Source organism: Pseudoalteromonas sp. 1181_04, from assembly GCF_052850545.1.
In genome coordinates this window covers 30,239-52,122 of record NZ_VXCS01000014.1, presented here as the reverse complement: position 1 = coordinate 52,122, position 21,884 = coordinate 30,239, and the positions used below count along the sequence as shown (strand labels likewise).

The following is a 21,884-nucleotide window of genomic DNA, read 5'->3' as shown; positions in this document are numbered from 1 at the left end:
TTACTCATCACCCATAGCGGCTAGTAAATCAGCCTGATGCTCTTGCATTAGCGGCTCAATCACACAACCTAAGTCGCCGGCAACTACCTCATTTAAACGGTATAAAGTGAGATTGATACGGTGATCTGTAATACGTCCTTGCGGATAGTTATAAGTACGAATACGTTCCGAACGGTCACCGCTACCGACTAAGTTACGACGCTCTGATGCTTCAGCCGCGTGGCGTTTTTCATCTTCCGCTTGTTGTAAACGTGCAGCAAGCACTGACATCGCTTTCGCGCGATTTTTATGCTGTGAACGTTCATCTTGACACTCAACTACTACACCTGTTGGTAAGTGGGTAATACGAATTGCCGAGTCAGTTTTATTAACGTGCTGACCACCGGCACCTGAGGCACGGAACGTATCAACTTTAATATCAGCGGTATTAATTTGAATCGCTTCAGCATCTGGCACTTCAGCCATTACCGCAACAGTACACGCAGAGGTATGTACTCGTCCTTGCGATTCAGTTTCTGGCACACGTTGTACCCGGTGAGCACCAGATTCAAACTTCAATTGCCCGTACACGCCTTCACCACTAATGTTAGCAATGACTTCTTTGTAACCACCGTGCTCACCTTCATTGGTGCTCACAATCTCTACTTTCCACTTTTTAGTTTCAGCATAACGGGTATACATACGGAATAAATCACCAGCAAAAATGGCTGCTTCATCGCCTCCCGTGCCGGCACGTACTTCTAAAAACACATTATTATTGTCGCGCGGATCTTTTGGTAGCATCAACACTTGTATTTGATCTTCGATAGCAAGGATTTGCGCTTTGGCTTCTTTGTATTCTTCTTGCGCCATCTCACGCATATCAGGATCCGAATCCTTTAGCATTTCTTCTGCTGTAGCAACATCATCTTGTGTTTGCTGATAGCCTAAAAATGCTTTAACAATTTCTTCCAACTCAGAATATTCTTTTGAAAGCGCACGAAAACGATTTTGGTCGCTAATAACTGACGGATCACTTAGCAGCGCTTGTACTTCTTCATAACGCTCTACTAAGGTTTCTAACTTACGATAAACGGACTCTTTCATGTAACTGCTATTCCTGATCAATACCTAACATTTTCTTTAATTGGCTTAACTGAGCAACTTCACCTTTTTTAGCCGCATCTTGAATTGCACGGGTAGGCGCGTGCATTAGGCGGTTGGTTAACTTGTTGGCCAGCTCTAAAATAATTTTTTCTGCGTCTTTACCAGTGTTTAATTGGCTTATTGCCTTATCAACCAGCTCAGACTTAATATCGTGTACATCTTGGCGATAAGAGCGGATCAGATCGACAGAGTCGAGTGAACGCATCCACATCACAAATTCCGCACAGCGCTGGGTAATAATCACTTGCGCTTCATCGGCGGCTTGTTCTCTTGAAGCGATATTTTCGCTTACTATTGCCTGTAAGTCATCAACCGAATACAAATAGGCCGCATCTAATTCACCAACTTGGCTTTCAATATCGCGCGGTACTGCAATATCAATAAATAACATTGGCTTATTACGGCGTTGTTTTAGCGCTTGTTCAACTACCCCTTTACCAATAATTGGCAAAGTACTTGCTGTCGAACTGATCACTATATCCGCCTGATGTAAGCGTTCAGGTAACTGCGCTAACGCAATAACGTCGGCATTAACATCTTCTGCCAGAAGGCGTGCACGCTCTATGGTGCGATTCGCCACGGTGATCTGTTGTGGTTCATTTTGATATAAATGTTTCGCTACCAGCTCAATTGTTTCCCCGGCACCAATTAATAGCACTTTGGTTTTATCTAACTTGCCATATATATGTTTAGCTAAATTAACCGCAGCATAAGCAACAGACACCGCACTGGCGCCTATATCGGTTTCCGTTCTTACTTGTTTTGCTACCGAAAAGGTTTTTTGAAATAACCGGTCAAATACCACACTCACCGAATTGTGATTTTTGGCGCTATTATAAGCTTGCTTTATTTGACCAAGAATTTGCGGTTCACCTAGCACCAAAGAATCTAGGCCACATGACACACGCATTAAATGATTGATAGCATCATTATCTTGATGACAATATACATTACTGCTCAGTTCGTATTCATCCAAACCGTGGAAACTAGCTAACCATTGCAACAGTATTTGGGAATTTTGCTGAGCGAGGCTACAATAGATTTCTGTTCGGTTACATGTGGACACAATAACCGCTTCATTAAACTGATCGTGATCGCTCAGTTGCTGTAATGCTTCTGACAATTGCTCAGGCGAAAAGGCAACCTTTTCGCGTAATTCTACAGATGCGGTTTTATGATTAATACCAAGTGCTACTATGGTCATATGTGCCAAATATTGCTAAGCCGTGCTCGAAAGACGATAATTTTACCAAAAATCAGCGGAATATGGAAAGTAAGGAACGACATTTGATTCGACTATATTTGATTTTACTCATATTTTTTTTATTTTTAAGTGGTTGTGCGCAGCAAATTAGCCCTCAAACAGCTCTTTATGACGATTGGAAGTCGCAATTATCACAACAAACCAATTGGCAAGTTGAAGGAAAACTGGCTTTTATTAGTCCAGATGAACGCCAATCAGCAAACTTAAATTGGCAACAACAAGAACAGTTAAACCAACTTATTCTAACGAGTTTTATCGGTACCCGTGTTTTAGCATTAACACAAAATACTAACGGCGCTGAACTTGAATACGATGATCACATTTACCATGACATTAATGCATCGCGCCTGCTTGCTAGGCTCACTGGTTTTAATATACCGATGGACAGCGCCGATAATTGGTTAAAAGGCACTGTTGACGATCCAAGTTTGCAAGTTGATGAACTAGGCCGAGCAAAAAATGTAACTTGGCACGCACCCGATGGCGATCAATGGCAAATAAGCTACGCTGATTACCAACAATACGCCGGATTTTGGTTACCTAAAAAGCTCACGTTAAAACACCAAGATATTAAAATAAAAATTCAACTTTACGAGTGGCACTTTAACTAACATGACTACGCACACTATGACTTCATTTTCGTTATTGGCTCCTGCCAAGCTCAATTTATTTTTACACATTAATGGCCGTCGTGAAGATGGCTATCATGAACTGGAAACCTTATTTACTTTTTTAAATTATGGCGATCAACTCACATTTACTTTGACTGAAACAACTGAAATTGAAGTCACTGGTGACACCACCGATATCCCCCTAAAAGATAATTTGATCTATAAAGCGGCCGTTTTATTACAAAAACACACAAATTCCCTTTTTGGCGCAAAAATAAATTTAACTAAAATATTACCAATGGGAGGCGGCGTTGGTGGTGGTTCTTCAGATGCGGCCAGCACACTTTTAGCGCTTAATAAATTATGGCAATGCCAGTTATCACTATCTGAATTAGCAGCGCTTGGCGTGCAGTTAGGCGCAGATGTGCCGGTGTTCATTAACGGCAAAAGCGCCCTAGCTCAAGGCATTGGCGAGAAGTTAGTGAATGTAGAGCTGCCGTCAAAATGGTATTGTGTAGTGCATCCAAGTGAACATGTCAGCACCGCGAAAATTTTTACTCACCCAGATTTAAAACGCAATACACCGAAGCTAAAAGGCCACTGGCAACAACAAACATTAGCCAACGATTGCGAGCCTTTAGTTAAAAAGCTCTGCCCTGAGGTTGAAAAGACCCTCCAGTGGTTGCTAAAATACGCTCCGTCGAAGATGACTGGCACAGGTTCATGCTGTTTTGTTGAATTTGCCACGCAAAAAGAAGCGCAACATGTTCTTGAAAATCTCCCCCATAACTGGGACGGTTTTATTGCCAGCAGCGTTAATATCTCTCCTGCTCATACGCAGTTGGACGCTATACATTGAAGCAATGAAGTAATGTACAAGTAAATAAAGTTTAAGTTAATAAGCTATACTTTTTTTATCGCTTATTAGTCCAAAAATTCAGTGCCTGAGGAACCCTACCGTGCCTGACATGAAGCTCTTCGCTGGTAACGCAACACCTGAGTTAGCTCAAAAAGTTGCAAAACGTTTATATATTGAAGTTGGCGATGCTGTTGTTGGCCGTTTTAGCGACGGTGAGATCAGTGTTCAAATTAATGAAAATGTTCGTGGCTCGGATGTTTTTATTGTGCAATCAACCTGTGCCCCTACTAACGATAACTTGATGGAGCTTATTGTAATGGTTGATGCCTTACGTCGTGCATCTGCAGGTCGTATAACAGCCGTCATTCCTTATTTTGGTTATGCACGTCAAGATCGCCGCGTGCGCTCTGCTCGCGTACCAATCACAGCAAAAGTTGTTGCTGATTTCTTATCAAGTGTAGGTGTTGACCGAGTTCTAACGGTTGATTTACACGCTGAGCAAATCCAAGGCTTCTTTGATGTACCAGTTGATAATGTGTTCGGTAGCCCAGTGCTACTTGAAGATATGAAAGAGCGTCAATTTGATGATGTTGTTGTTGTATCACCTGATATCGGCGGTGTAGTTCGTGCCCGTGCTATTGCTAAGTTATTAAACGATACCGATCTTGCCATTATTGATAAGCGTCGCCCACAAGCGAATGTTTCTCAAGTAATGCACATTATTGGTGACGTTGAAGGCCGTGACTGTATCATCGTTGATGATATGATCGATACTGGCGGTACCTTATGTAAAGCAGCTGAAGCACTTAAAGAACACGGTGCTAAGCGAGTATTCGCTTACGCTACTCACCCTGTACTTTCTGGCCAAGCATTAGAAAACATTCGTAACTCAGTAATTGATGAAGTGATTGTAACTGACTCAATTCCACTGTCTGCTGAATTAAAAGCAATTGATAAAATTAAAGTGTTAACACTTGCAGACATGCTAGCTGAAACAATTCGCCGTATCAGCAATGAAGAATCTATTTCAGCGATGTTCGAACACTAAACTTGGTTTAGTTAAAATATCCTGATGTAATAAAGCGCCTCGTTGGCGCTTTTTTTATGTATCGTGTTTCTTTTAATTAGTCGCGGTGGTATGATAGCGCGCCTTTTGGCTAGGGACCTTGGTCGCAAAGGCCCTACACTATTTAATTATTGGAGACATCATGTCTAACGAAACATATACATTTAATGCAGAATTACGCACAGCTACGGGTACAGGTGCGAGCCGCCGCCTACGTCGTGAAGATAAAATCCCTGCGATCCTTTACGGTGCTGACAAAGAAGCTGCATCACTTACTTTTGAACACAAAGATATTATCAAAGCACAAGAAAGTGAAGGTTTTTACACTCACATCCTTACTCTTGATATCGCTGGTGAAAAAGTTGAAGCTATCCTTAAAGATATCCAACGTCACCCGTTCAAGCCTAAAATCACTCACCTTGATTTCCAACGTGTAGATGCTACTCACAAACTTAACACTAAAGTACCAGTTCACTTCATCGGTGAAGAAGCGGTAACTAAAGCGGGTAACACTGTAGTTCACCAATTAACAGAAATCGAAATCACGTGTCTTCCTAAGTCACTTCCTGAATTCGTAGAAGTTGACGTAGCTGGCCTAGTTGCTGGTGACTCAATACACATCTCTGACGTTAAACTTCCAGCAGGTGTTTCATCTGTTGATTTAGCGAAAGGTGCTGATCACGACCAGTCTATCGTAACTATCAAAGCTAACAAAGCTGCGCCAGTTGAAGACGAAGCTGCAGAATAAATTTTAAGGTTTGCACCTTGAATTCTATTCAAATGCTTGTGGGCCTGGCTAATCCAGGCCCCGAATACGCAAACACACGCCACAATGCAGGTGCTTGGTTCATCGAGCAACTCGCTGCACGCTACAACTGTACGCTAAAACACGATCCTAAGTATCACGGCCTTACCGGCAAAGTGATCATCCAAGGTCAAGAATTCAAATTACTGATCCCTACTACTTATATGAATTTAAGTGGTAAAGCTGTCGGTAGTTTAGCCAACTTTTTCAAAATTCCTGTTGAGAGCATCCTAGTTGCCCATGACGAAATGGATTTAGAACCCGGTGTTGCCAAATTAAAAAAAGGTGGCGGACACGGTGGCCATAATGGTTTAAAAGACATTATTGCAAAGATGGCAAATCAAAAAGATTTCATGCGTTTGCGCGTTGGCATAGGTCATCCAGGACACCGTGAAATGGTGACCGGATGGGTGCTTGGAAAAGCAGCCAAAGAAGACCAAGAGAAAATGGATGCCGCAGTAGATGAAGCAGTTCGTTGTATGGAAATACTTGCAAAAGACGGTGTGTTAAAAGCACAAAACAGACTACATTCGTTTAAGCCATAATTGGTTAAGCGGATCTAAACAAGGTATCTTAACTATGGGTTTCAAATGTGGCATCGTCGGTTTGCCTAATGTTGGTAAATCAACACTTTTCAATGCATTAACCAAAGCGGGTATTGAAGCCGCTAACTTTCCTTTTTGTACCATCGAGCCAAATACGGGCGTGGTACCGGTGCCAGATCCTCGTCTAGACGAACTTGCAAAGATTGTAAAACCACAACGTATTCTTACAACGAGTATGGAATTTGTGGATATTGCAGGTCTTGTAAAAGGCGCATCGAAAGGGGAAGGTCTTGGTAACCAGTTTTTAGCTAACATTCGTGAAACCGATGCAATTGGCCACGTAGTACGCTGCTTTGAAGATGACAACATCATTCACGTTGCAGGTACCATTGATCCTGCTGATGATATTGATGTGATCAACACCGAGTTAGTACTTGCTGATATGGATAGCGCTGAAAAAGCCCTTTTCCGTAACGCGAAAAAAGCCAAAGGTGGCGATAAAGACGCAAAAGAACAAAATGCCGTACTTGAAAAAGTAAAAGTACACCTTGATGAAGGCTTAACTTTACGTTCTTTAGCATTAACTAAAGAAGAAAAAGCGGCTATTAGCTCTGTTAACTTCTTAACAATCAAACCAACTATGTATATTGCTAACGTAGCTGAAGATGGTTTTGAAAATAACCCATATCTTGACCGTGTACGCGAAATTGCTGCTGCTGAAGATGCTGTTGTTGTGCCTGTATGCGCCGCGATTGAATCTGAGCTTTCGGAATTAGATGAAGAAGATAAACTTGAGTTTATGGCCGATCTTGGTCTGGATGAGCCAGGTTTGAATCTAGTGATCCGTGGTGGTTATGAGTTACTTCATTTACAAACCTACTTTACTGCAGGTGTAAAAGAAGTACGTGCATGGACAATCCCAGTAGGTGCAACTGCGCCACAAGCTGCAGGTAAAATCCACACTGACTTTGAGCGTGGCTTTATCCGTGCACAGACCATCGCTTTTGATGACTACATCGCCTATAAAGGTGAAAGTGGTGCAAAAGAAGCAGGTAAGATGCGCCAAGAAGGCAAAGAATACATAGTTAAAGATGGCGATGTAATGAACTTCTTGTTCAATGTTTAACACCATCCCAGTGTGACCTATCACCTTTAGTGATTTTTAAAGGCTCGTTTTTACGAGCCTTTTTTATTTTTGCACTATCATTAAATATCAGCTGTTGTGAATAAGTCACAATAAAGCAGTTAAAAAAACACCATTTTTATTAAAATTTAGCCTGTTAGCCTATTTTTCCCGCAAACAAACCAAGATACGTGTTTTTTTGCAAAAAAGGTGTTGACGGATTTGGGTCATATCAGCATAATACGCCCCGCACTCAGCGATGAAGTGCTAACAAAAAAGATGGCTAAGTAGCTCAGCTGGTTAGAGCACATCACTCATAATGATGGGGTCACAGGTTCAAATCCCGTCTTAGCCACCATTATTTTTTGTTGCTCAATGAAGAGTTTAAAATAACTACCTAGTGTTTTATTACACAACGTATGCGGGAGTGGCGGAATTGGTAGACGCGCTGGATTTAGGTTCCAGTATCTTAGGATGTGAGAGTTCAAGTCTCTCCTTCCGCACCATGTTCTTGATAAGAATTAAAATTATCAATTGTTATTGTTGGGATATCGCCAAGCGGTAAGGCACCAGGTTTTGATCCTGGCATTCCCAGGTTCAAATCCTGGTATCCCAGCCAACAATGGCTAAGTAGCTCAGCTGGTTAGAGCACATCACTCATAATGATGGGGTCACAGGTTCAAATCCCGTCTTAGCCACCATTTCTTTTTTAGAAGTGGCTCTGCAAGAGTTAAATTGCAACTCAATGAAGAGTTTAAAATAACTACCATTTCTTTGATTAATTCAAAGTGATAATGCGGGAGTGGCGGAATTGGTAGACGCGCTGGATTTAGGTTCCAGTATCTTAGGATGTGAGAGTTCAAGTCTCTCCTTCCGCACCATGTTCTTGATAAGAACTAAAACTATCAATTGATTCTTTGTTGGGATATCGCCAAGCGGTAAGGCACCAGGTTTTGATCCTGGCATTCCCAGGTTCAAATCCTGGTATCCCAGCCAACTTCTTCTACCAAAGAGTGTTGTTAAAGAATAACTCTAGCTACGAGTATAAACAGCAAAAACGTATATAATTATACGGACTATGCGGGAGTGGCGGAATTGACAGTTGTCTTTAATTAGACGCTGGATTTAGGTTCCAATACATTAATACTGTATATGCTCGATGCGGGAGTGGCGGAATTGGTAGACGCGCTGGATTTAGGTTCCAGTATCTTAGGATGTGAGAGTTCAAGTCTCTCCTTCCGCACCATTTTCTTGATAAGAATTAAAACTATCAACTGTTTCTTTGTTGGGATATCGCCAAGCGGTAAGGCACCAGGTTTTGATCCTGGCATTCCCAGGTTCAAATCCTGGTATCCCAGCCAACATTCTTCTACCAAAGAATGTTGTTAAAGAATAACTCTAGCTACGAGTATAAACAGCAAAAACGTATATAATTATACAGACTATGCGAGAGTGGCGGAATTGGCAGTTGTCTTGAATTAGACGCTGGATTTAGGTTCCAATACATTAATACTGTATATGATCGATGCGGGAGTGGCGGAATTGGTAGACGCGCTGGATTTAGGTTCCAGTATCTTAGGATGTGAGAGTTCAAGTCTCTCCTTCCGCACCATGTTCTTACCTAGAACTAAAACTAATAAAATTTAAAGTTGGGATATCGCCAAGCGGTAAGGCACCAGGTTTTGATCCTGGCATTCCCAGGTTCAAATCCTGGTATCCCAGCCAATTTTATCAACTCCCTTCTCTATCTTTTATCTTTTATCTTTTATCTTTTATCTTTTATCTTTTATCTTTTATCTTTTATCTTTTATCAAAAAATTATATGAGTGAGCTTTCGCCCACCCTAGCCATTCTATTAATACCAATTACATTAAATTAGTTAGCTATTTGATACCAATCGACTTAAATATTTAACTATTCTAGCGAGCTAAATAAAGCGCTAACTGCGTTATAATTTTTTCAAGTAGAACAACTACATGTCAAAATTTACGCCTTGTTATCACTGTATTTATCTGTCGCTATAAATGGTCAGTAACTTAACACGATTGGTATAATTCGCTATGATAATCATATTTTTAATAAAATGAGAATTCTTAACTGATTTCACCGCTAATCGCATATTTTAATACCCAATGCTTTACCGGTCCGGTTTTATTTGCCATTTTCAAAAACTGACTGCGTGCCCACTGCAATGGAGTTAGTTGATTAGAAAAACCAAAATAACAAGCGTCCATCATACTCATCATTAACAAATTTGCTTTGCGTCTAGTTTGCTCATATTGTTTAAGATATTGTGCAGCACCTATATCGTCTGCATTTTTTAATATATCAGCAAGTGCTACGACATCTTGAAAACCTAAGTTAACCCCTTGCCCAGCGAGCGGATTAATCGTATGCGCTGCATCACCAACCAGCACGATACGGCCATCTGAATAGCTGTTGGCATGTTGGCGGGCTAACGGAAATACAGCATGCTCTATGATATCAAAGTCCCCAGCTAAGGGCGGGAAATGTGCAAGCAGTTGCTGTTTTAATTCGCCTGCTGAGAGCTGCTGCCATTGCTTTAACTGCTTTGCATCGTGGTAACAAATTAAATTGGCGTATGGCGCCTGCATAGGTAAAAAAGCTACCGGACCTGTGGGCTTAAACTGCTGCCATGTTTTTACTTGTTGCGCAGCGTCTAGTTTTATTAATACTCCCATACAATGCTGACCATATTGCCAACCCGTAACACCAATACCGGCCTGTTGACGTAATAACGATTGCCCACCATCTGCAGCAACAACTAAATCAGCTGTATATTGCTGCTCACCATAATGCAATGTCACTTGCTGTTCGCTTTGCTCAATTGCGGACAATGATTGAGGTGTTTCAATCACTTCGATATTGTGCTGTGCAAACTGTTGCCAGATACTCGCTTGAATTAAATTATTTTCAATTAAGTGGCCTAAATGAGTGGTATTAATATCGTGACAATCAAACAAAAGGTTATCGCCCGTTCGTTCAAACGCTTCGAGCTGTTGGTATGGGGCATGTCGATGCACTCGTAAAATAGGCATAGCGCCTAAGTCATCTAATAAGTTTTCTGAAAAACGATTGATAGCAGATACACGAATATCAACTTTTTCACTTGCCAATACAGCATCAGCATCAATTATCTGCTGCTCAATCACTGTTACTTGGCATCCTTGTTTAGCGAGTTTAACTGCTGTGGCTGCACCAACCATGCCGCCGCCAACAACAACAACCTTGTTTTTCATCATTTTTAGTCACTAATTTGGTTATTTTCAGTGCGCTTGATTGTATCGTACTTCTGTTTGCAAGTGCGAGTGAGTTTCATCTTAATCAACCATAAAACGCACTTTGTTTGACTTCAATTCACAAACATAAAAACTATACTTGGATCTAGACGGGTATCCAGCTAAAATACGCGTCCTTTAAGTAAGCGAAAGTGCCGCTTATCCTGTTTAGCGCACAACCGTGCCACTACCGAATTGAAAACGAGGCTATATTTCAATGAGTAAAAAGCTGCATATTAAAACCTGGGGTTGTCAGATGAATGAATACGACTCTCAGAAAATGGCTGATCTTCTCGATGCAACCAACGGCTACCAGTTAACTGATGAAGCTGGGGATGCAGATGTTATCCTACTCAATACCTGTTCAATTCGCGAAAAAGCGCAGGAAAAAGTATTCCATCAACTAGGCCGTTGGAAATTACTCAAAGATGACAAACCCGATCTGATCATCGGTGTTGGTGGCTGTGTTGCGTCACAAGAGGGCGATTCAATTCGCCAACGCGCACCATTTGTTGACGTTATTTTTGGCCCTCAAACATTGCACCGTTTACCTGAAATGATCAAACAAGTGCAAGGTAACAAAGGCAGCTCTGTGGTTGATATTTCATTCCCAGAGATTGAAAAGTTTGACCGTTTACCAGAGCCAAAAGCAGACGGTCCTTCTGCATTTGTATCTATTATGGAAGGGTGCTCTAAATACTGTACCTTCTGCGTAGTACCTTACACGCGCGGTGAAGAAGTCAGCCGCCCGCTTGATGATGTATTATTAGAAATTGCTCAACTTGCAGAGCAAAATGTTCGTGAAGTAAACCTACTAGGTCAAAACGTAAATGCTTATCGCGGCGAAACTCACGATGGTGAAATTTGTTACTTCTCAGATTTAATTCGTTATGTTGCAGCTATCGACGGGATTGACCGTATTCGCTACACCACGTCGCACCCGGTAGAGTTTACACCAGACATCATTGACGCTTATGCCGACGTACCTGAATTAGTCGATCACTTACATTTACCTGTACAAAGCGGTTCGGATCGTATTCTTAATTTAATGAAACGTGGTCACACTGCTATTGAGTACAAATCAACGATTCGTAAATTACGTAAAATTCGCCCTAATTTAAGTATGTCGTCAGATTTTATTATTGGTTTCCCAGGTGAAAGCGCCGCTGACTTTGAAGCGACGATGAACCTTATCAATGATATTGGTTTTGATATGAGCTTTAGCTTTATCTACAGCGCACGCCCGGGTACGCCAGCGGCTGATTTGCCTGATGATGTCAGCGAGCAAGAAAAGAAAGAGCGTTTATACCTACTACAAAACCGTATTACTCAAATGGCGCAACAGATCAGTCGTCAAATGTTTGATACTGAACAACGCATCCTAGTTGAAGGTCCATCCAAGAAAAATCCGATGGAGCTACGTGGCCGTACTGAAAACAACCGCGTAGTAAACTTTATTGGCCCACACACAGTGATCGGTCAGTTTGTTGATGTACGTATAACTGAGGCACTGCCAAACTCTTTACGCGGTGACTTAATTCGTACAGAATCCCAAATGAACTTACGCCGTGCGGTTGCTCCTGCTGATATTTTAAGTAAAGCAGCACAACCAGAGCCGCAAGCCACCCCTGATGAATTAGGTGTTGCAACTTTCGTTCCTTAGGCGAAACTTACTGTGCCAGCCTCGCTGGCACATCAAAACAGGAAGCAATTTTGAGTAATCAATTAAAAAAATTAGAGATTTATTTAGAACCCTCCGACAACAAACGTCTTTCATCTTTATGTGGCCCGTTTGACGAAAACATCAAACACATTGAACGCCGCTTAGGTGTTGAAATTACTCATCGCGATAACTATTTTAAAATCACCGGTAAAACCACCAGCGCGTTTGCAGCGATGGAAATCCTCAAAGACTTATATGTCGAAACTCAGCCAGTACGCGGTGTTATTACTGAAATTGAAGCAAATACCGTACATTTAGCCATTAGTGAGTCAAATGCATTAGAGCAAGATGAGCTAAACGAATATGGCAAAGAGGTGATGATCAAAACTCGTCGTGGCGTAATAAAACCACGTAACGACAATCAAGGTCATTATGTATCGAATATATTTCGTCACGATATCACCTTTGGTATCGGGCCTGCTGGCACAGGTAAAACCTACCTAGCTGTCGCCGCAGCAGTTGATGCTTTAGAGCGTCAAGAAATACGGCGTATTTTATTGACCCGCCCTGCTGTTGAAGCCGGTGAAAAACTGGGGTTTTTACCAGGTGATTTAAGTCAGAAAATCGACCCATACCTGCGCCCATTGTACGATGCCTTATTTGAAATGCTCGGCTTTGAAAAAGTCGAAAAGCTGATGGAACAAAATGTCATTGAAGTCGCTCCACTTGCCTTTATGCGTGGTCGCACACTTAACGATGCCTTTATTATTTTAGATGAAAGCCAAAATACCACGGTTGAACAAATGAAAATGTTCTTAACCCGAATTGGTTTTAATTCAAAAGCAGTGATCACTGGCGACATTACCCAAGTAGATTTACCCCGTGGTGCGCGCTCAGGGCTTCGTCACGCCATTGAAGTACTTAGCGATGTAGACGAAATAAGCTTTAACTTCTTCCAATCACAGGACGTGGTACGCCACCCTGTCGTGGCACGCATTGTTGAAGCCTACGAACGTAACGATGAAGCAGAACGACTCAAACGCGCCGAAAAACAACGTGCTAAAGACTTGCTCGCAAACCAAGAGCAAGCGCAACCTTCGACTAAAGAGTGATGCCGTGAACACTGAACTTGATTTACAAATAGCCTGCGAGTTTGATAACTTGCCTAGTCTTGAGCAGTTTGCGCTGTGGGCTAATAAAGTGCTTAGTCAATACCGTGATGAATCAGAGCTGAGTATTGTTATTGCTGATGAAGAACAAAGCCAACAACTCAATAATGACTACCGTGGTAAAGATAAACCAACCAATGTGTTGTCGTTTGAATTTGAAGCGCCAGCAGGTATAGAGCTACCTTTGGTGGGTGATTTAGTTATTTGCCCAGCCATAGTGTTAGCTGAATCAATAGAGCAAGAAAAGTCATTTCATGACCATTTTGCCCATATGGTGATCCACGGATGCTTGCATTTACTTGGATTTGACCATATAAAGGATGAAGATGCGACAGAAATGGAAAGCATTGAAAAGCAATTGCTTGCCGAATTAGGCATAGCAGACCCATATCGGGACGATATTTAAATTTACGGAGCAAGTAGACGCAATGAGCGACGATAACTCGCAGACTAGCCAGGGTTCTTCTGGCAAGACCTGGTTGGGTAGAATTACCCAAATGTTGCAAGGGGAACCCCAGAATAGAGAAGAGCTGGCTGAAGTAATTGCCGATGCGCAAGTTCGGGATGTCATTGATCCTGAAACCAAAGAGATGATCGAAGGTGTGCTCGGTGTGTCAGAGTTAAAAGTGCGAGATATTATGATCCCGCGCTCACAAATGATCACGCTCGAAGTGGAAGCGCCACTAGAAGAACTCATTCCAATGATGGTCGATTCAACGCATTCACGTTTTCCAGTGGTGTGTGAAGATAAAGACCACATTGAAGGCATTTTACTAGCAAAAGATCTATTACCACTGATCCTCAATAAAGATGATCTACTGCCATCATTACGTGATTATTTACGCCCAGCCGTTGTTGTGCCTGAAAGTAAGCGTGTTGATACGCTACTTAATGAGTTTCGCCAACAGCGTTACCATATGGCGTTAGTAATTGATGAATACGGCGGTGTATCTGGTTTAGTAACCATAGAAGATATTCTTGAGCTCATCGTCGGTGAAATTGAAGATGAACACGACGAAGAAGAGCAACTAGATATTCGTCAACTTGCAAAGCATGTGTTTGTTGTTCAAGCACTTACTCCTGTTGATGATTTTAACGAATATTTTAAAACTGGCTACAGCACGCAAGACGCTGATACCATCGGTGGTACTGTTTTACACGCCTTTGGGCATATGCCTGGCCGTGGTGAAATAATTGATATAGATGGCTTACAATTTAAAGTAACCAATGCCGATAATCGTCGATTATTGCAATTACAGGTTACAGTGCCAAAGGCTGATGATAACGACAGTGAAGACACTTCTGACTAACTGCCTGCATTTAGCAAAAGATAAAAAAGCATGGCTCGCACTGGTTGCGGGCCTCTTTTTAACCTTGTGTTATGCCCCTTTTGAGATTTGGCCCCTCACGTTCGCCTGTTTAGCATTAGCGATATACAGTACCCACACACATAATTCTGGGCAGCAATATGGCAAACTAGCCAGTAAACGCGCCGCCAAATATGGTTTTATATTTGGCCTCGGTTGGTTTGGCGCAGGTATCAGTTGGGTGCATGTCTCCATTGCCACCTTCGGCGGTATGCCACTGGTAGCCTCAGTGTTACTGATGGTGCTGTTATGTGCTTATTTAGCTATCTACCCGGCTTTAGCCTTTATGTTTGCCACACGCTTTGCCAGCGGCCCTAGTAGCTACGGTTTATTATTACTCTCAGGCTTTGCTGTCACCGAATACTTACGCGGTGTGGTACTCACCGGCTTCCCTTGGCTAAGCTTTGGTTATACTCAAACCGATAGCCCACTTAATCTACTCGCTCCAGTAATTGGTGAGTTTGGCTTAACCCTTGTATGTATCGCGATTGGTTTTGCGCTCTATCGCCTGCTGTTTATTAGAGACTTTAAAGCCACAGCAGCCACTGTAATTAGCATCGCTGTACTATTCGCTATTACTCACTACACGCGCAATAACAGTTACAGTGATAAAACGATTAGCGCCTTACTGGTACAAGGTAATATCAAACAGCATCTGCGCTTTGACCCGAGTGAATTTTGGACCACAATGAGTAAGTACCAAGATATGACTCGACCGCACTGGGATGCCGACTTAATCGTTTGGCCAGAAGCTGCAGTGCCTGAAATAGAAGCACTTGCAGATAGCTATTTAGCAGGCTTAGATAGCGCAGCCTCATTTAACAATACCGCACTCATTACGGGTATTGTTGACTATCAGCGCGACACTAAAGCAATCTTCAACACATTAATTGTACTTGGTAATAAAGAGCAGGGTGACGAACATGGTCATTATCAATACTTAGGTAAAAACCGTTACCAAAAACACCAATTACTTCCCATTGGTGAATTTGTGCCATTTGAAGATATATTGCGCCCTATCGCCCCTTTATTTGATTTACCTATGTCATCATTTTCTCGCGGCGACCAAGTTCAAAATAACTTACGTGCTAATGGCTTAAATATATTACCGGCCATTTGCTACGAAATCGCTTTTGCTGATTTAGTGCGTGGTAATTACCACAATGATTCGGATATTTTATTTACTGTAAGTAATGATGCCTGGTTTGGTGCCTCCCACGGCCCCCACCAGCACATGCAAATAGCCCGTATGCGCGCCCTTGAATTGCAACGCCCGCTTATTCGTGTGACCAACAATGGCATCAGCGGCGTATACGACCCAATCAGTCAAATTCAAGTCAGCATGCCACAATTTGAAGCCGACACCCTTAAAGTTAATATCAAGCTAATCCAAGGCGACAGCATCTATAGTCAATACGGTAACTTGCCTGTGTGGTTATTTATTTTTAGCATTACAATCGCAGCATTAATCGTAAAATTTAAATATAAAGATAATCATCGTTAAATATATTCACTAAAATTAATCACATAATTGATATATTTCATCTACATCAATTGTCGTAAATATAATAACAAGGAAGTCGTATGTTATGGATTAACACCCTATGCAAACAATCAATTACACAGCACATGGCCAGAGTCAGGCATTTTATTCTGTTCGTATTGATGCTTACTATCCCCTCCTTGGGTTTAGCCGCTCAATATGAAGTCAGTTCCAAGGATGAGTTACAAGCTCAATATCAGTTATTACTAGAGTTAAAAGCTGAAAATGCTGTTTCAGAGAATGTGTTTACTGAAAAATCTACTTTTTTACATCAACAAGCACAAACGAACTTTCATTTTGACTTAGACAGTGGAACATACACCTCCGACATACCGATTGGTAATGCCCATCAAATTAGCAAACAACCTTCACCAATATCTGACACCGAGCAGCGTATTGATAGTTTCACCACCGCGCTATATGCTATTTCAGCTTTGTTATTATTGGCCTTAATTGGCAAAATCATGTCGTATTTCCCACCATTACTCAACGAACTTTTGATTTACGGCGCGTCCATCATTTCGCTCATTTTTTTCCACTACGAATATTGGCTACTGGTTGCAGGATTCTCTTTAGGCAGCATTGTTAGCTATTCGGTGCTAAGTCGCATTAGTGACGATAAAGAAGAAGCTAAATGGGTAGGTTGGCCATTAGCTATTACATTCGCAGCGCTGGCCTTAATATTTGATAACAGCATCTTTGGGTTTTGCAGTGTATTAGCCTTGTTATCAACTTTTGGTTTTATGATATTAGTTGCTCCAGGTAGAGTAACCGTCGGCAGCCAAGATGAACGCGTTGCACAATCTGTTTATTTAACTGCGCTTAGTTTTACGTTAACTCTATTAGCTTGGTTAGTATTTTATACCGATTGGTTCGCGCCTTTACTCGAACTAAGGCAGCCTCTACAATCTTTTGAACTTGGTATGCTCACGTTACTGCCACTTGCTTATTTTTCAGGGATCTCCCAACTTAGCTTTTTCTTATTAAAAGAAAAACCTTGGCTACGCTTTAGCGCTGAGCTTATCGGTTTAATTAGTGAAATAGCAGTGGTCACAATTGCGCTGTTATATAAACTTGATACCATGTTTTGGATAGGCGCATTATTTTTGATGTGGAACTTTCTGGACAAGTTTTATCGTCTGATTTATAAACATGTTAGCTATGTTTCAGCGTGTACACTATTCGCGCTGTTTTTTGCCGGCATTAGCGCACTCATAAAATCAAATATCGATGTTATTATGCCTTATTTAGAGTTTTTAGGACTGTGAACCTCACTAAATGCCCTATTTTTCATAAATAGGGCATGCTCTGTATATTAATCCTTTCTATAAAACTTACTTAGAGTCTAACTATCTATTTAACAATCGCTTTAACTGTCTCTTCATTTATTAGCTGATTTATACTGCCTTTAATAACCACAGTTGCTGATATTTTATCTTGAATGGCTTGGCGGTTCGGATCCCAATAAACTTGTAAAAAACCTAGTAACCCAGTTGCAAACCCTGCGCCGTAGCCACCGTATCGGCCAAACGCATCCCATAAACTTAAATCTTCGCCACTAAGTGCGACAACTCGGATATTGCATACTTTTTTACCCGGTGTTTGGCCACGCCAAAGCAGCGAAAATAATGTAAAATATACAGCAGCCCAACCAAAGCCAAGACCTAAATCTTGAATGATTCCTTTGCCCCACTGTAAAATACTATTCACAGGTGCAGCTTTAACCGGTGCGTCTTCAGGTGCAGAAGTCTGCTCATCAGCTTCAACCATTACTTTCAATAATAATCGGGCAACCTGATCGTTATCAGATTCATCTATTTCAGCCAATTGTGGCACTTGAGTAACTAAATTAGCAAGCGCATTGCTTTGACAAGCCTGATCGCAATTTTGACTTGGTGCTGTTTGCATTAAATAAGTATTTATCTGTTGTTTTTCCTCTGCATTTAATGGTGTTTCGCGTTTAATTCTTATCCCTTGAATCGCAGTATCATCCTCAAAAAAATCGATTGCGATTGCAAGCACTGAGAGTGAACTTATAAATAATATACTGGCAGCAGTTATTTTTAATACTCTTCGCCAAACAGTCGACATTGTTGGTAAGTATTTTTGCGCTGTGCCTTTATAAAAAGCCATTGCAGCTACAAATGCGATTACAGCAGCACTGATCTTAGCCGCGAGAAAAATTAGCGCTACATCGATTACCATCGCGAGCGCGCGGCGAGTCGGTGAAGCAAGTGGTAGTCCCAATAACGCTTGATCTATTTTAAATGCATAGGGCGTAATAACTTCCTTAGTTTCAGCAGCTGTTAATGCTAATTGTTCTATTTGTTTCGCTTTCATTTACGCCTTTATCCTTAAAATTAAATAAGCATCTTTATTTAGATTGTTATTGAGAGCAGCTTATAGCTCAAACCATCAAGGCTAGATTATCTATAAATGGTTTATTTTCTTCATCTATCACACGAATTATTTCTTTGTGTAAACGTTTTTTGTGCTCAGCAAAAATGGCGCGCTTTTTATCAAATGCAGCGGCAAACGCCATTGCGTCCGCTAATAGGCTATCTTGGTCTGTTGAGGCTTTTTCTATAACGTGATCAATTGCAAGCTCTGATCCAGAAACGCGACGCCCTGTCAGTTTCATTTCGTTAAAGCGATAGTAAGGGATCGCTTTTTTCACAAAGGCGATCATGCCAGGTAAAAATGGGATTGATAAATCCACTTCAGGGAAGCAAAAAAAGCCGCGATCGCCGCGCATAAATCTAAAGTCACACGCGCACGCTAAAATTGCACCGTTACCAAAAGCATGACCATTAATGGCAGCGATCACTGGCATAGGAAAAAGCAGTAAGGTTTTAAATACATCGTCCATGTCGTACATAAAACCACGTATTTCATCGGCCTTTTTTGCTTGCATAGCAGGTAACAACCAATCAGTATCGATGCCTAAACTCCAACACTTATCATCATTTGAGGTGATCACTAGCGCTTTGTGGTTTTGGTTTTCAACAACCTCTGCTAACGCTTGTTTTAGTTGATGTGCAAACTGTGGATTTTGGCGATTTTCGCCGTTTGTTAAGGTTAACACCGCAACGTTATGTTGAGTGGTTAAGGAGATGATACTCATAAAGTCCCTCTTCAATTTTATAGTTTTTTAAAAAGATTATTGCTCGTTTGAACGCAGACCGATGTTTAGTTTATCTGTTTAATTACAAACCATTGAGCCTGTAATAAAACAGTTCAAATTCATCACCTTTCATTTCATTTACATTGTGTCACATATTAGCAATTTATATATTTCAGTCTTATTGCATATTAGATACTATCTATATACTAATAATAATTAAAATACTTATGAAAAAGTTAACAATTGTATTGCTCTTACTTCTATTGTTATCAGGCTGCGCGAATTCGGCTAAAAATGATCTCGCAATATTAAAGAATCGCACGGTATGTTGTATTAACTTAAACGATATTACATTCGTAGCGCAACAAACAAAGCAGTTTATTCATTTTGATTTGAAAAAGCAGCCTGTAAGACTTTTTAACGATGCGAAAAGCCCATTTATTGCAATTGAAAAACCTAGCGACAGTCGTTTTGCTCAAGTTTTTAGCTACGCTAATGGCGTATTTATTCAAAATGCAACGCTTGTCTATCCTCAGTTATTGCTTTTGGATAAGTCAAAACAGATTATTAAACACCTAAAACCCTATGAAGCATGGCAAAATGGTTTACCAACAACCTTAGGTTTGGATGGTAACCTGTACTACAAAACACAGTTTACTCTGCCAAGCGAGGCAAAATACCTAATTTTTTATACTGATAGCGGTTTGAATAATAAAAAAACTACGATCAACTGGCGTTCGCAAGTTGGAGGTAGCGAATATAGATACCTGACCCTCACCTCGTTCGCTAAAATCGGAATCAAATTACTTTAACTTAACACTCATTTTCAGGAATTATTATGAGATATATTTATACTATTTTTATCCTTATAACATTAAGTGGGTGTAACTCTTCACCCAATTACATGAATACAGCACAACTAAAATCAAACCATCAGATACTTGGGATTGGTGGTTTTTATGTTGAAGAAGAGCTCAGTTATTTTGAACAACAGTTGGCAGATCATTATAAAAAACCTATAAAAAAAGCACTTGAAGATCGCGGATTTCAAGTAGTTGATGCCAGCGAGGTTTATGATGTTTATTATCAGTTATTAGACAATGCTGATAATTTGTACGACCCTCTTACAGGTCAGGAAAATGAAAACCTACGTAATGAAATCTGGAAAAAAGCCCTTGCTAAAACAAAAGCTAAATTAGGTATAAGTGCGTTTGTATTTGCGGGCGTAGATACTGTTAGAGCAGAATTTACTAACAGTATTCTATTAGGACATGTGGCAAAATGGTATGGTCAGGAAGAGTCTTACCTTGAAGGCGGCGCTGATGGTGGAGATATATTTGTATCGTTATTTCAAAACGAAGAAGGTTATGTTCCTGGGAGCCGACTATATATCCGTATTAGAGATGAACACGATACACTGTTAACAACAGGTTCTGGGGGTATTGAATTAGTTGCACAATTTAACAGCGATGAAGAAATTATTGTTAAAGATGCTGATAAATTATTTAAAGATCCTACAAAATTAGACAACGCGTTACAATTTGCACTAAAGACAATTGACACTTGGAAAACAAAAAAATGATGAAGCTTTTTTTAATCATCATGACTTTACTAAATTTAGTCGGGTGTAAACTGATTCAATATAATAGCGATCCTGAAGTGACGATTAGTGCAATCACATTAGTCAACGCACCTACCCATAGCGATCTTGCCTATATATGGTTGCCAACCTCAAATACCGGTAGCAAAGTATTATACCGAGAAGCATTTGACAATAACGTGGTCAACTTCTCAAAAAAATATAATTTGACTAACCTAAATCCGCAGGCACAAAGATTTTTTAACAGTTTTATTATGAATCAAGGCGGTGCTTTCAACACAAAAACAGGTAAACTTAACTTAGAACTAATACAAACAGCAATGCAATACACGTTTAATAACGTTAAAAGCGCATATCCAAATATTAATACTCTGTTAGTTATTCAGCCGCAAGAAACCTCAATAAAAGTTATTGATGGCACTGCTAATTGGAATGGTGTTGAGCAACATATCGTAACAATACCTCAAAAGTCAGTCGAATTTAGGCCGGTAATAAGCCTTGCAGTACAGTACTACATTCCTGATGGCAAAAATTATGACTTTGAGATTGGTCTAGATCTTCATGCTCCAGATTTAACCGATGACAGTAAATATGAACAAGTGATAAAACATATTTTATCCCCTATCGTCTTGTTAAAAAAAGAAATCTAATAGCTCTCAGTCTAATAGTAAGCTATAGCTTTAGCCACTATTAGACTTTT

At 40.7% G+C, this 21,884-nt stretch carries 20 protein-coding genes and 10 tRNA genes; 25 read left to right on the top strand and 5 right to left on the bottom strand.

Annotated features, from left to right (window positions below):
* Together prfA and hemA are read right to left on the bottom strand one after the other, a co-directional pair.
* On the bottom strand, positions 1-1,086 hold the full coding sequence (gene prfA / locus FW757_RS12950) for a peptide chain release factor 1 (RefSeq protein ID WP_446441283.1): 1,086 nt from the start codon (positions 1,084-1,086) through the stop codon (positions 1-3).
* Positions 1,087-1,093: 7 nt separating this feature from the next.
* On the bottom strand, positions 1,094-2,350 hold the full coding sequence (gene hemA, locus FW757_RS12945; protein ID WP_182719176.1) for a glutamyl-tRNA reductase: 1,257 nt from the start codon (positions 2,348-2,350) through the stop codon (positions 1,094-1,096).
* Positions 2,351-2,433: 83 nt separating this feature from the next.
* Between hemA and lolB the strand changes: the two genes are divergently transcribed.
* From lolB to FW757_RS12865, 16 genes are all read left to right on the top strand, one after another.
* Complete coding sequence (gene lolB / locus FW757_RS12940) at positions 2,434-3,021, top strand: lipoprotein insertase outer membrane protein LolB (protein ID WP_149980714.1); 588 nt, start codon at positions 2,434-2,436, stop codon at positions 3,019-3,021.
* Position 3,022: 1 nt separating this feature from the next.
* A complete protein-coding gene (gene ispE, locus FW757_RS12935) occupies positions 3,023-3,880 on the top strand; it encodes a 4-(cytidine 5'-diphospho)-2-C-methyl-D-erythritol kinase (RefSeq protein ID WP_257325560.1) in 858 nt (285 codons plus the stop codon).
* Between the two features lie 100 nt (positions 3,881-3,980).
* On the top strand, positions 3,981-4,928 hold the full coding sequence (locus FW757_RS12930; RefSeq protein ID WP_145240635.1) for a ribose-phosphate pyrophosphokinase: 948 nt from the start codon (positions 3,981-3,983) through the stop codon (positions 4,926-4,928).
* 160 nt (positions 4,929-5,088) lie between these two features.
* The gene (locus tag FW757_RS12925) at positions 5,089-5,694 is read left to right on the top strand and encodes a 50S ribosomal protein L25/general stress protein Ctc (protein ID WP_145240633.1); all 606 of its coding nucleotides are present in this window, start codon (positions 5,089-5,091) and stop codon (positions 5,692-5,694) included.
* 17 nt (positions 5,695-5,711) lie between these two features.
* Complete coding sequence (gene pth / locus FW757_RS12920) at positions 5,712-6,296, top strand: aminoacyl-tRNA hydrolase (RefSeq protein ID WP_145240631.1); 585 nt, start codon at positions 5,712-5,714, stop codon at positions 6,294-6,296.
* Positions 6,297-6,330: 34 nt separating this feature from the next.
* Entirely contained in the window at positions 6,331-7,422 is a 1,092-nt protein-coding gene (ychF, locus tag FW757_RS12915) for a redox-regulated ATPase YchF (RefSeq protein ID WP_145240629.1), read from the top strand.
* Between the two features lie 278 nt (positions 7,423-7,700).
* Positions 7,701-7,777 (top strand) — tRNA-Met (locus tag FW757_RS12910).
* 63 nt (positions 7,778-7,840) lie between these two features.
* Positions 7,841-7,925, top strand: a tRNA-Leu gene (locus tag FW757_RS12905).
* A gap of 38 nt (positions 7,926-7,963) precedes the next feature.
* A tRNA-Gln gene (locus tag FW757_RS12900) sits at positions 7,964-8,038 on the top strand.
* Between the two features lie 5 nt (positions 8,039-8,043).
* A tRNA-Met gene (locus FW757_RS12895) sits at positions 8,044-8,120 on the top strand.
* 95 nt (positions 8,121-8,215) lie between these two features.
* A tRNA-Leu gene (locus tag FW757_RS12890) sits at positions 8,216-8,300 on the top strand.
* A gap of 40 nt (positions 8,301-8,340) precedes the next feature.
* Positions 8,341-8,415 (top strand) — tRNA-Gln (locus FW757_RS12885).
* Positions 8,416-8,580: 165 nt separating this feature from the next.
* Positions 8,581-8,665: transfer RNA gene (locus tag FW757_RS12880), tRNA-Leu, on the top strand.
* A gap of 40 nt (positions 8,666-8,705) precedes the next feature.
* Positions 8,706-8,780, top strand: a tRNA-Gln gene (locus FW757_RS12875).
* Between the two features lie 166 nt (positions 8,781-8,946).
* A tRNA-Leu gene (locus FW757_RS12870) sits at positions 8,947-9,031 on the top strand.
* A gap of 38 nt (positions 9,032-9,069) precedes the next feature.
* Positions 9,070-9,144, top strand: a tRNA-Gln gene (locus FW757_RS12865).
* A gap of 368 nt (positions 9,145-9,512) precedes the next feature.
* On the opposite strand, the gene FW757_RS12860 is transcribed toward FW757_RS12865, so the two are convergent.
* Complete coding sequence (locus FW757_RS12860; protein ID WP_145240627.1) at positions 9,513-10,682, bottom strand: FAD-dependent oxidoreductase; 1,170 nt, start codon at positions 10,680-10,682, stop codon at positions 9,513-9,515.
* Positions 10,683-10,935: 253 nt separating this feature from the next.
* Here FW757_RS12860 and miaB point away from each other — a divergent pair, with 253 nt between their 5' ends.
* The 6 genes from miaB (at position 10,936) to FW757_RS12830 (ending at position 17,728) form a co-directional block, all read left to right on the top strand.
* On the top strand, positions 10,936-12,381 hold the full coding sequence (miaB, locus tag FW757_RS12855) for a tRNA (N6-isopentenyl adenosine(37)-C2)-methylthiotransferase MiaB (protein ID WP_145240625.1): 1,446 nt from the start codon (positions 10,936-10,938) through the stop codon (positions 12,379-12,381).
* A gap of 50 nt (positions 12,382-12,431) precedes the next feature.
* Positions 12,432-13,493, top strand: coding sequence for a PhoH family protein (locus FW757_RS12850; protein ID WP_145240623.1), 1,062 nt, complete (start codon positions 12,432-12,434; stop codon positions 13,491-13,493).
* A 4-nt stretch (positions 13,494-13,497) separates the two neighbouring features.
* Positions 13,498-13,956, top strand: coding sequence for an rRNA maturation RNase YbeY (ybeY, locus tag FW757_RS12845; RefSeq protein WP_145240621.1), 459 nt, complete (start codon positions 13,498-13,500; stop codon positions 13,954-13,956).
* Positions 13,957-13,978: 22 nt separating this feature from the next.
* Positions 13,979-14,860, top strand: a complete 882-nt coding sequence (gene corC, locus FW757_RS12840) for a CNNM family magnesium/cobalt transport protein CorC (protein WP_149980717.1) — start codon at positions 13,979-13,981, stop codon at positions 14,858-14,860.
* Entirely contained in the window at positions 14,841-16,421 is a 1,581-nt protein-coding gene (lnt, locus tag FW757_RS12835; protein ID WP_182761456.1) for an apolipoprotein N-acyltransferase, read from the top strand. Before corC ends, lnt begins: the two co-directional genes overlap by 20 nt.
* An 80-nt stretch (positions 16,422-16,501) precedes the next feature.
* A complete protein-coding gene (locus FW757_RS12830) occupies positions 16,502-17,728 on the top strand; it encodes a hypothetical protein (protein ID WP_446441282.1) in 1,227 nt (408 codons plus the stop codon).
* Between the two features lie 85 nt (positions 17,729-17,813).
* On the opposite strand, the gene FW757_RS12825 is transcribed toward FW757_RS12830, so the two are convergent.
* Both FW757_RS12825 and FW757_RS12820 read right to left on the bottom strand, forming a co-directional pair.
* Complete coding sequence (locus FW757_RS12825) at positions 17,814-18,800, bottom strand: RDD family protein (protein WP_149980720.1); 987 nt, start codon at positions 18,798-18,800, stop codon at positions 17,814-17,816.
* Positions 18,801-18,867: 67 nt separating this feature from the next.
* Complete coding sequence (locus FW757_RS12820) at positions 18,868-19,584, bottom strand: enoyl-CoA hydratase/isomerase family protein (protein WP_182732192.1); 717 nt, start codon at positions 19,582-19,584, stop codon at positions 18,868-18,870.
* 227 nt (positions 19,585-19,811) lie between these two features.
* On the opposite strand from FW757_RS12820, the gene FW757_RS12815 reads away from it, so the two are divergent.
* From FW757_RS12815 to FW757_RS12805, 3 genes are read left to right on the top strand one after another with little or no spacing between them, the layout of a single operon-like run.
* On the top strand, positions 19,812-20,396 hold the full coding sequence (locus FW757_RS12815; protein ID WP_182718113.1) for a hypothetical protein: 585 nt from the start codon (positions 19,812-19,814) through the stop codon (positions 20,394-20,396).
* A 26-nt stretch (positions 20,397-20,422) separates the two neighbouring features.
* On the top strand, positions 20,423-21,166 hold the full coding sequence (locus FW757_RS12810; protein WP_259398484.1) for a hypothetical protein: 744 nt from the start codon (positions 20,423-20,425) through the stop codon (positions 21,164-21,166).
* A complete protein-coding gene (locus FW757_RS12805; protein ID WP_446441281.1) occupies positions 21,148-21,834 on the top strand; it encodes a hypothetical protein in 687 nt (228 codons plus the stop codon). Before FW757_RS12810 ends, FW757_RS12805 begins: the two co-directional genes overlap by 19 nt.
* The last annotated feature ends 50 nt before the right edge of the window (positions 21,835-21,884 follow it).

Excerpts from the sequence above, each read along its gene's own strand:
- prfA (WP_446441283.1), bottom strand. The coding sequence starts at position 1,086 with ATGAAAGAGTCCGTTTATCGTAAGTTAGAAACCTTAGTAGAGCGTTAT.
- hemA (WP_182719176.1), bottom strand. The coding sequence starts at position 2,350 with ATGACCATAGTAGCACTTGGTATTAATCATAAAACCGCATCTGTAGAA.
- ispE (WP_257325560.1), top strand. The coding sequence starts at position 3,023 with ATGACTACGCACACTATGACTTCATTTTCGTTATTGGCTCCTGCCAAG.
- FW757_RS12925 (WP_145240633.1), top strand. The coding sequence starts at position 5,089 with ATGTCTAACGAAACATATACATTTAATGCAGAATTACGCACAGCTACG.
- ychF (WP_145240629.1), top strand. The coding sequence starts at position 6,331 with ATGGGTTTCAAATGTGGCATCGTCGGTTTGCCTAATGTTGGTAAATCA.
- FW757_RS12860 (WP_145240627.1), bottom strand. The coding sequence starts at position 10,682 with ATGATGAAAAACAAGGTTGTTGTTGTTGGCGGCGGCATGGTTGGTGCA.
- miaB (WP_145240625.1), top strand. The coding sequence starts at position 10,936 with ATGAGTAAAAAGCTGCATATTAAAACCTGGGGTTGTCAGATGAATGAA.
- corC (WP_149980717.1), top strand. The coding sequence starts at position 13,979 with ATGAGCGACGATAACTCGCAGACTAGCCAGGGTTCTTCTGGCAAGACC.
- FW757_RS12830 (WP_446441282.1), top strand. The coding sequence starts at position 16,502 with ATGTTATGGATTAACACCCTATGCAAACAATCAATTACACAGCACATG.
- FW757_RS12825 (WP_149980720.1), bottom strand. The coding sequence starts at position 18,800 with ATGAAAGCGAAACAAATAGAACAATTAGCATTAACAGCTGCTGAAACT.
- FW757_RS12820 (WP_182732192.1), bottom strand. The coding sequence starts at position 19,584 with ATGAGTATCATCTCCTTAACCACTCAACATAACGTTGCGGTGTTAACC.
- FW757_RS12815 (WP_182718113.1), top strand. The coding sequence starts at position 19,812 with ATGAAAAAGTTAACAATTGTATTGCTCTTACTTCTATTGTTATCAGGC.
- FW757_RS12810 (WP_259398484.1), top strand. The coding sequence starts at position 20,423 with ATGAGATATATTTATACTATTTTTATCCTTATAACATTAAGTGGGTGT.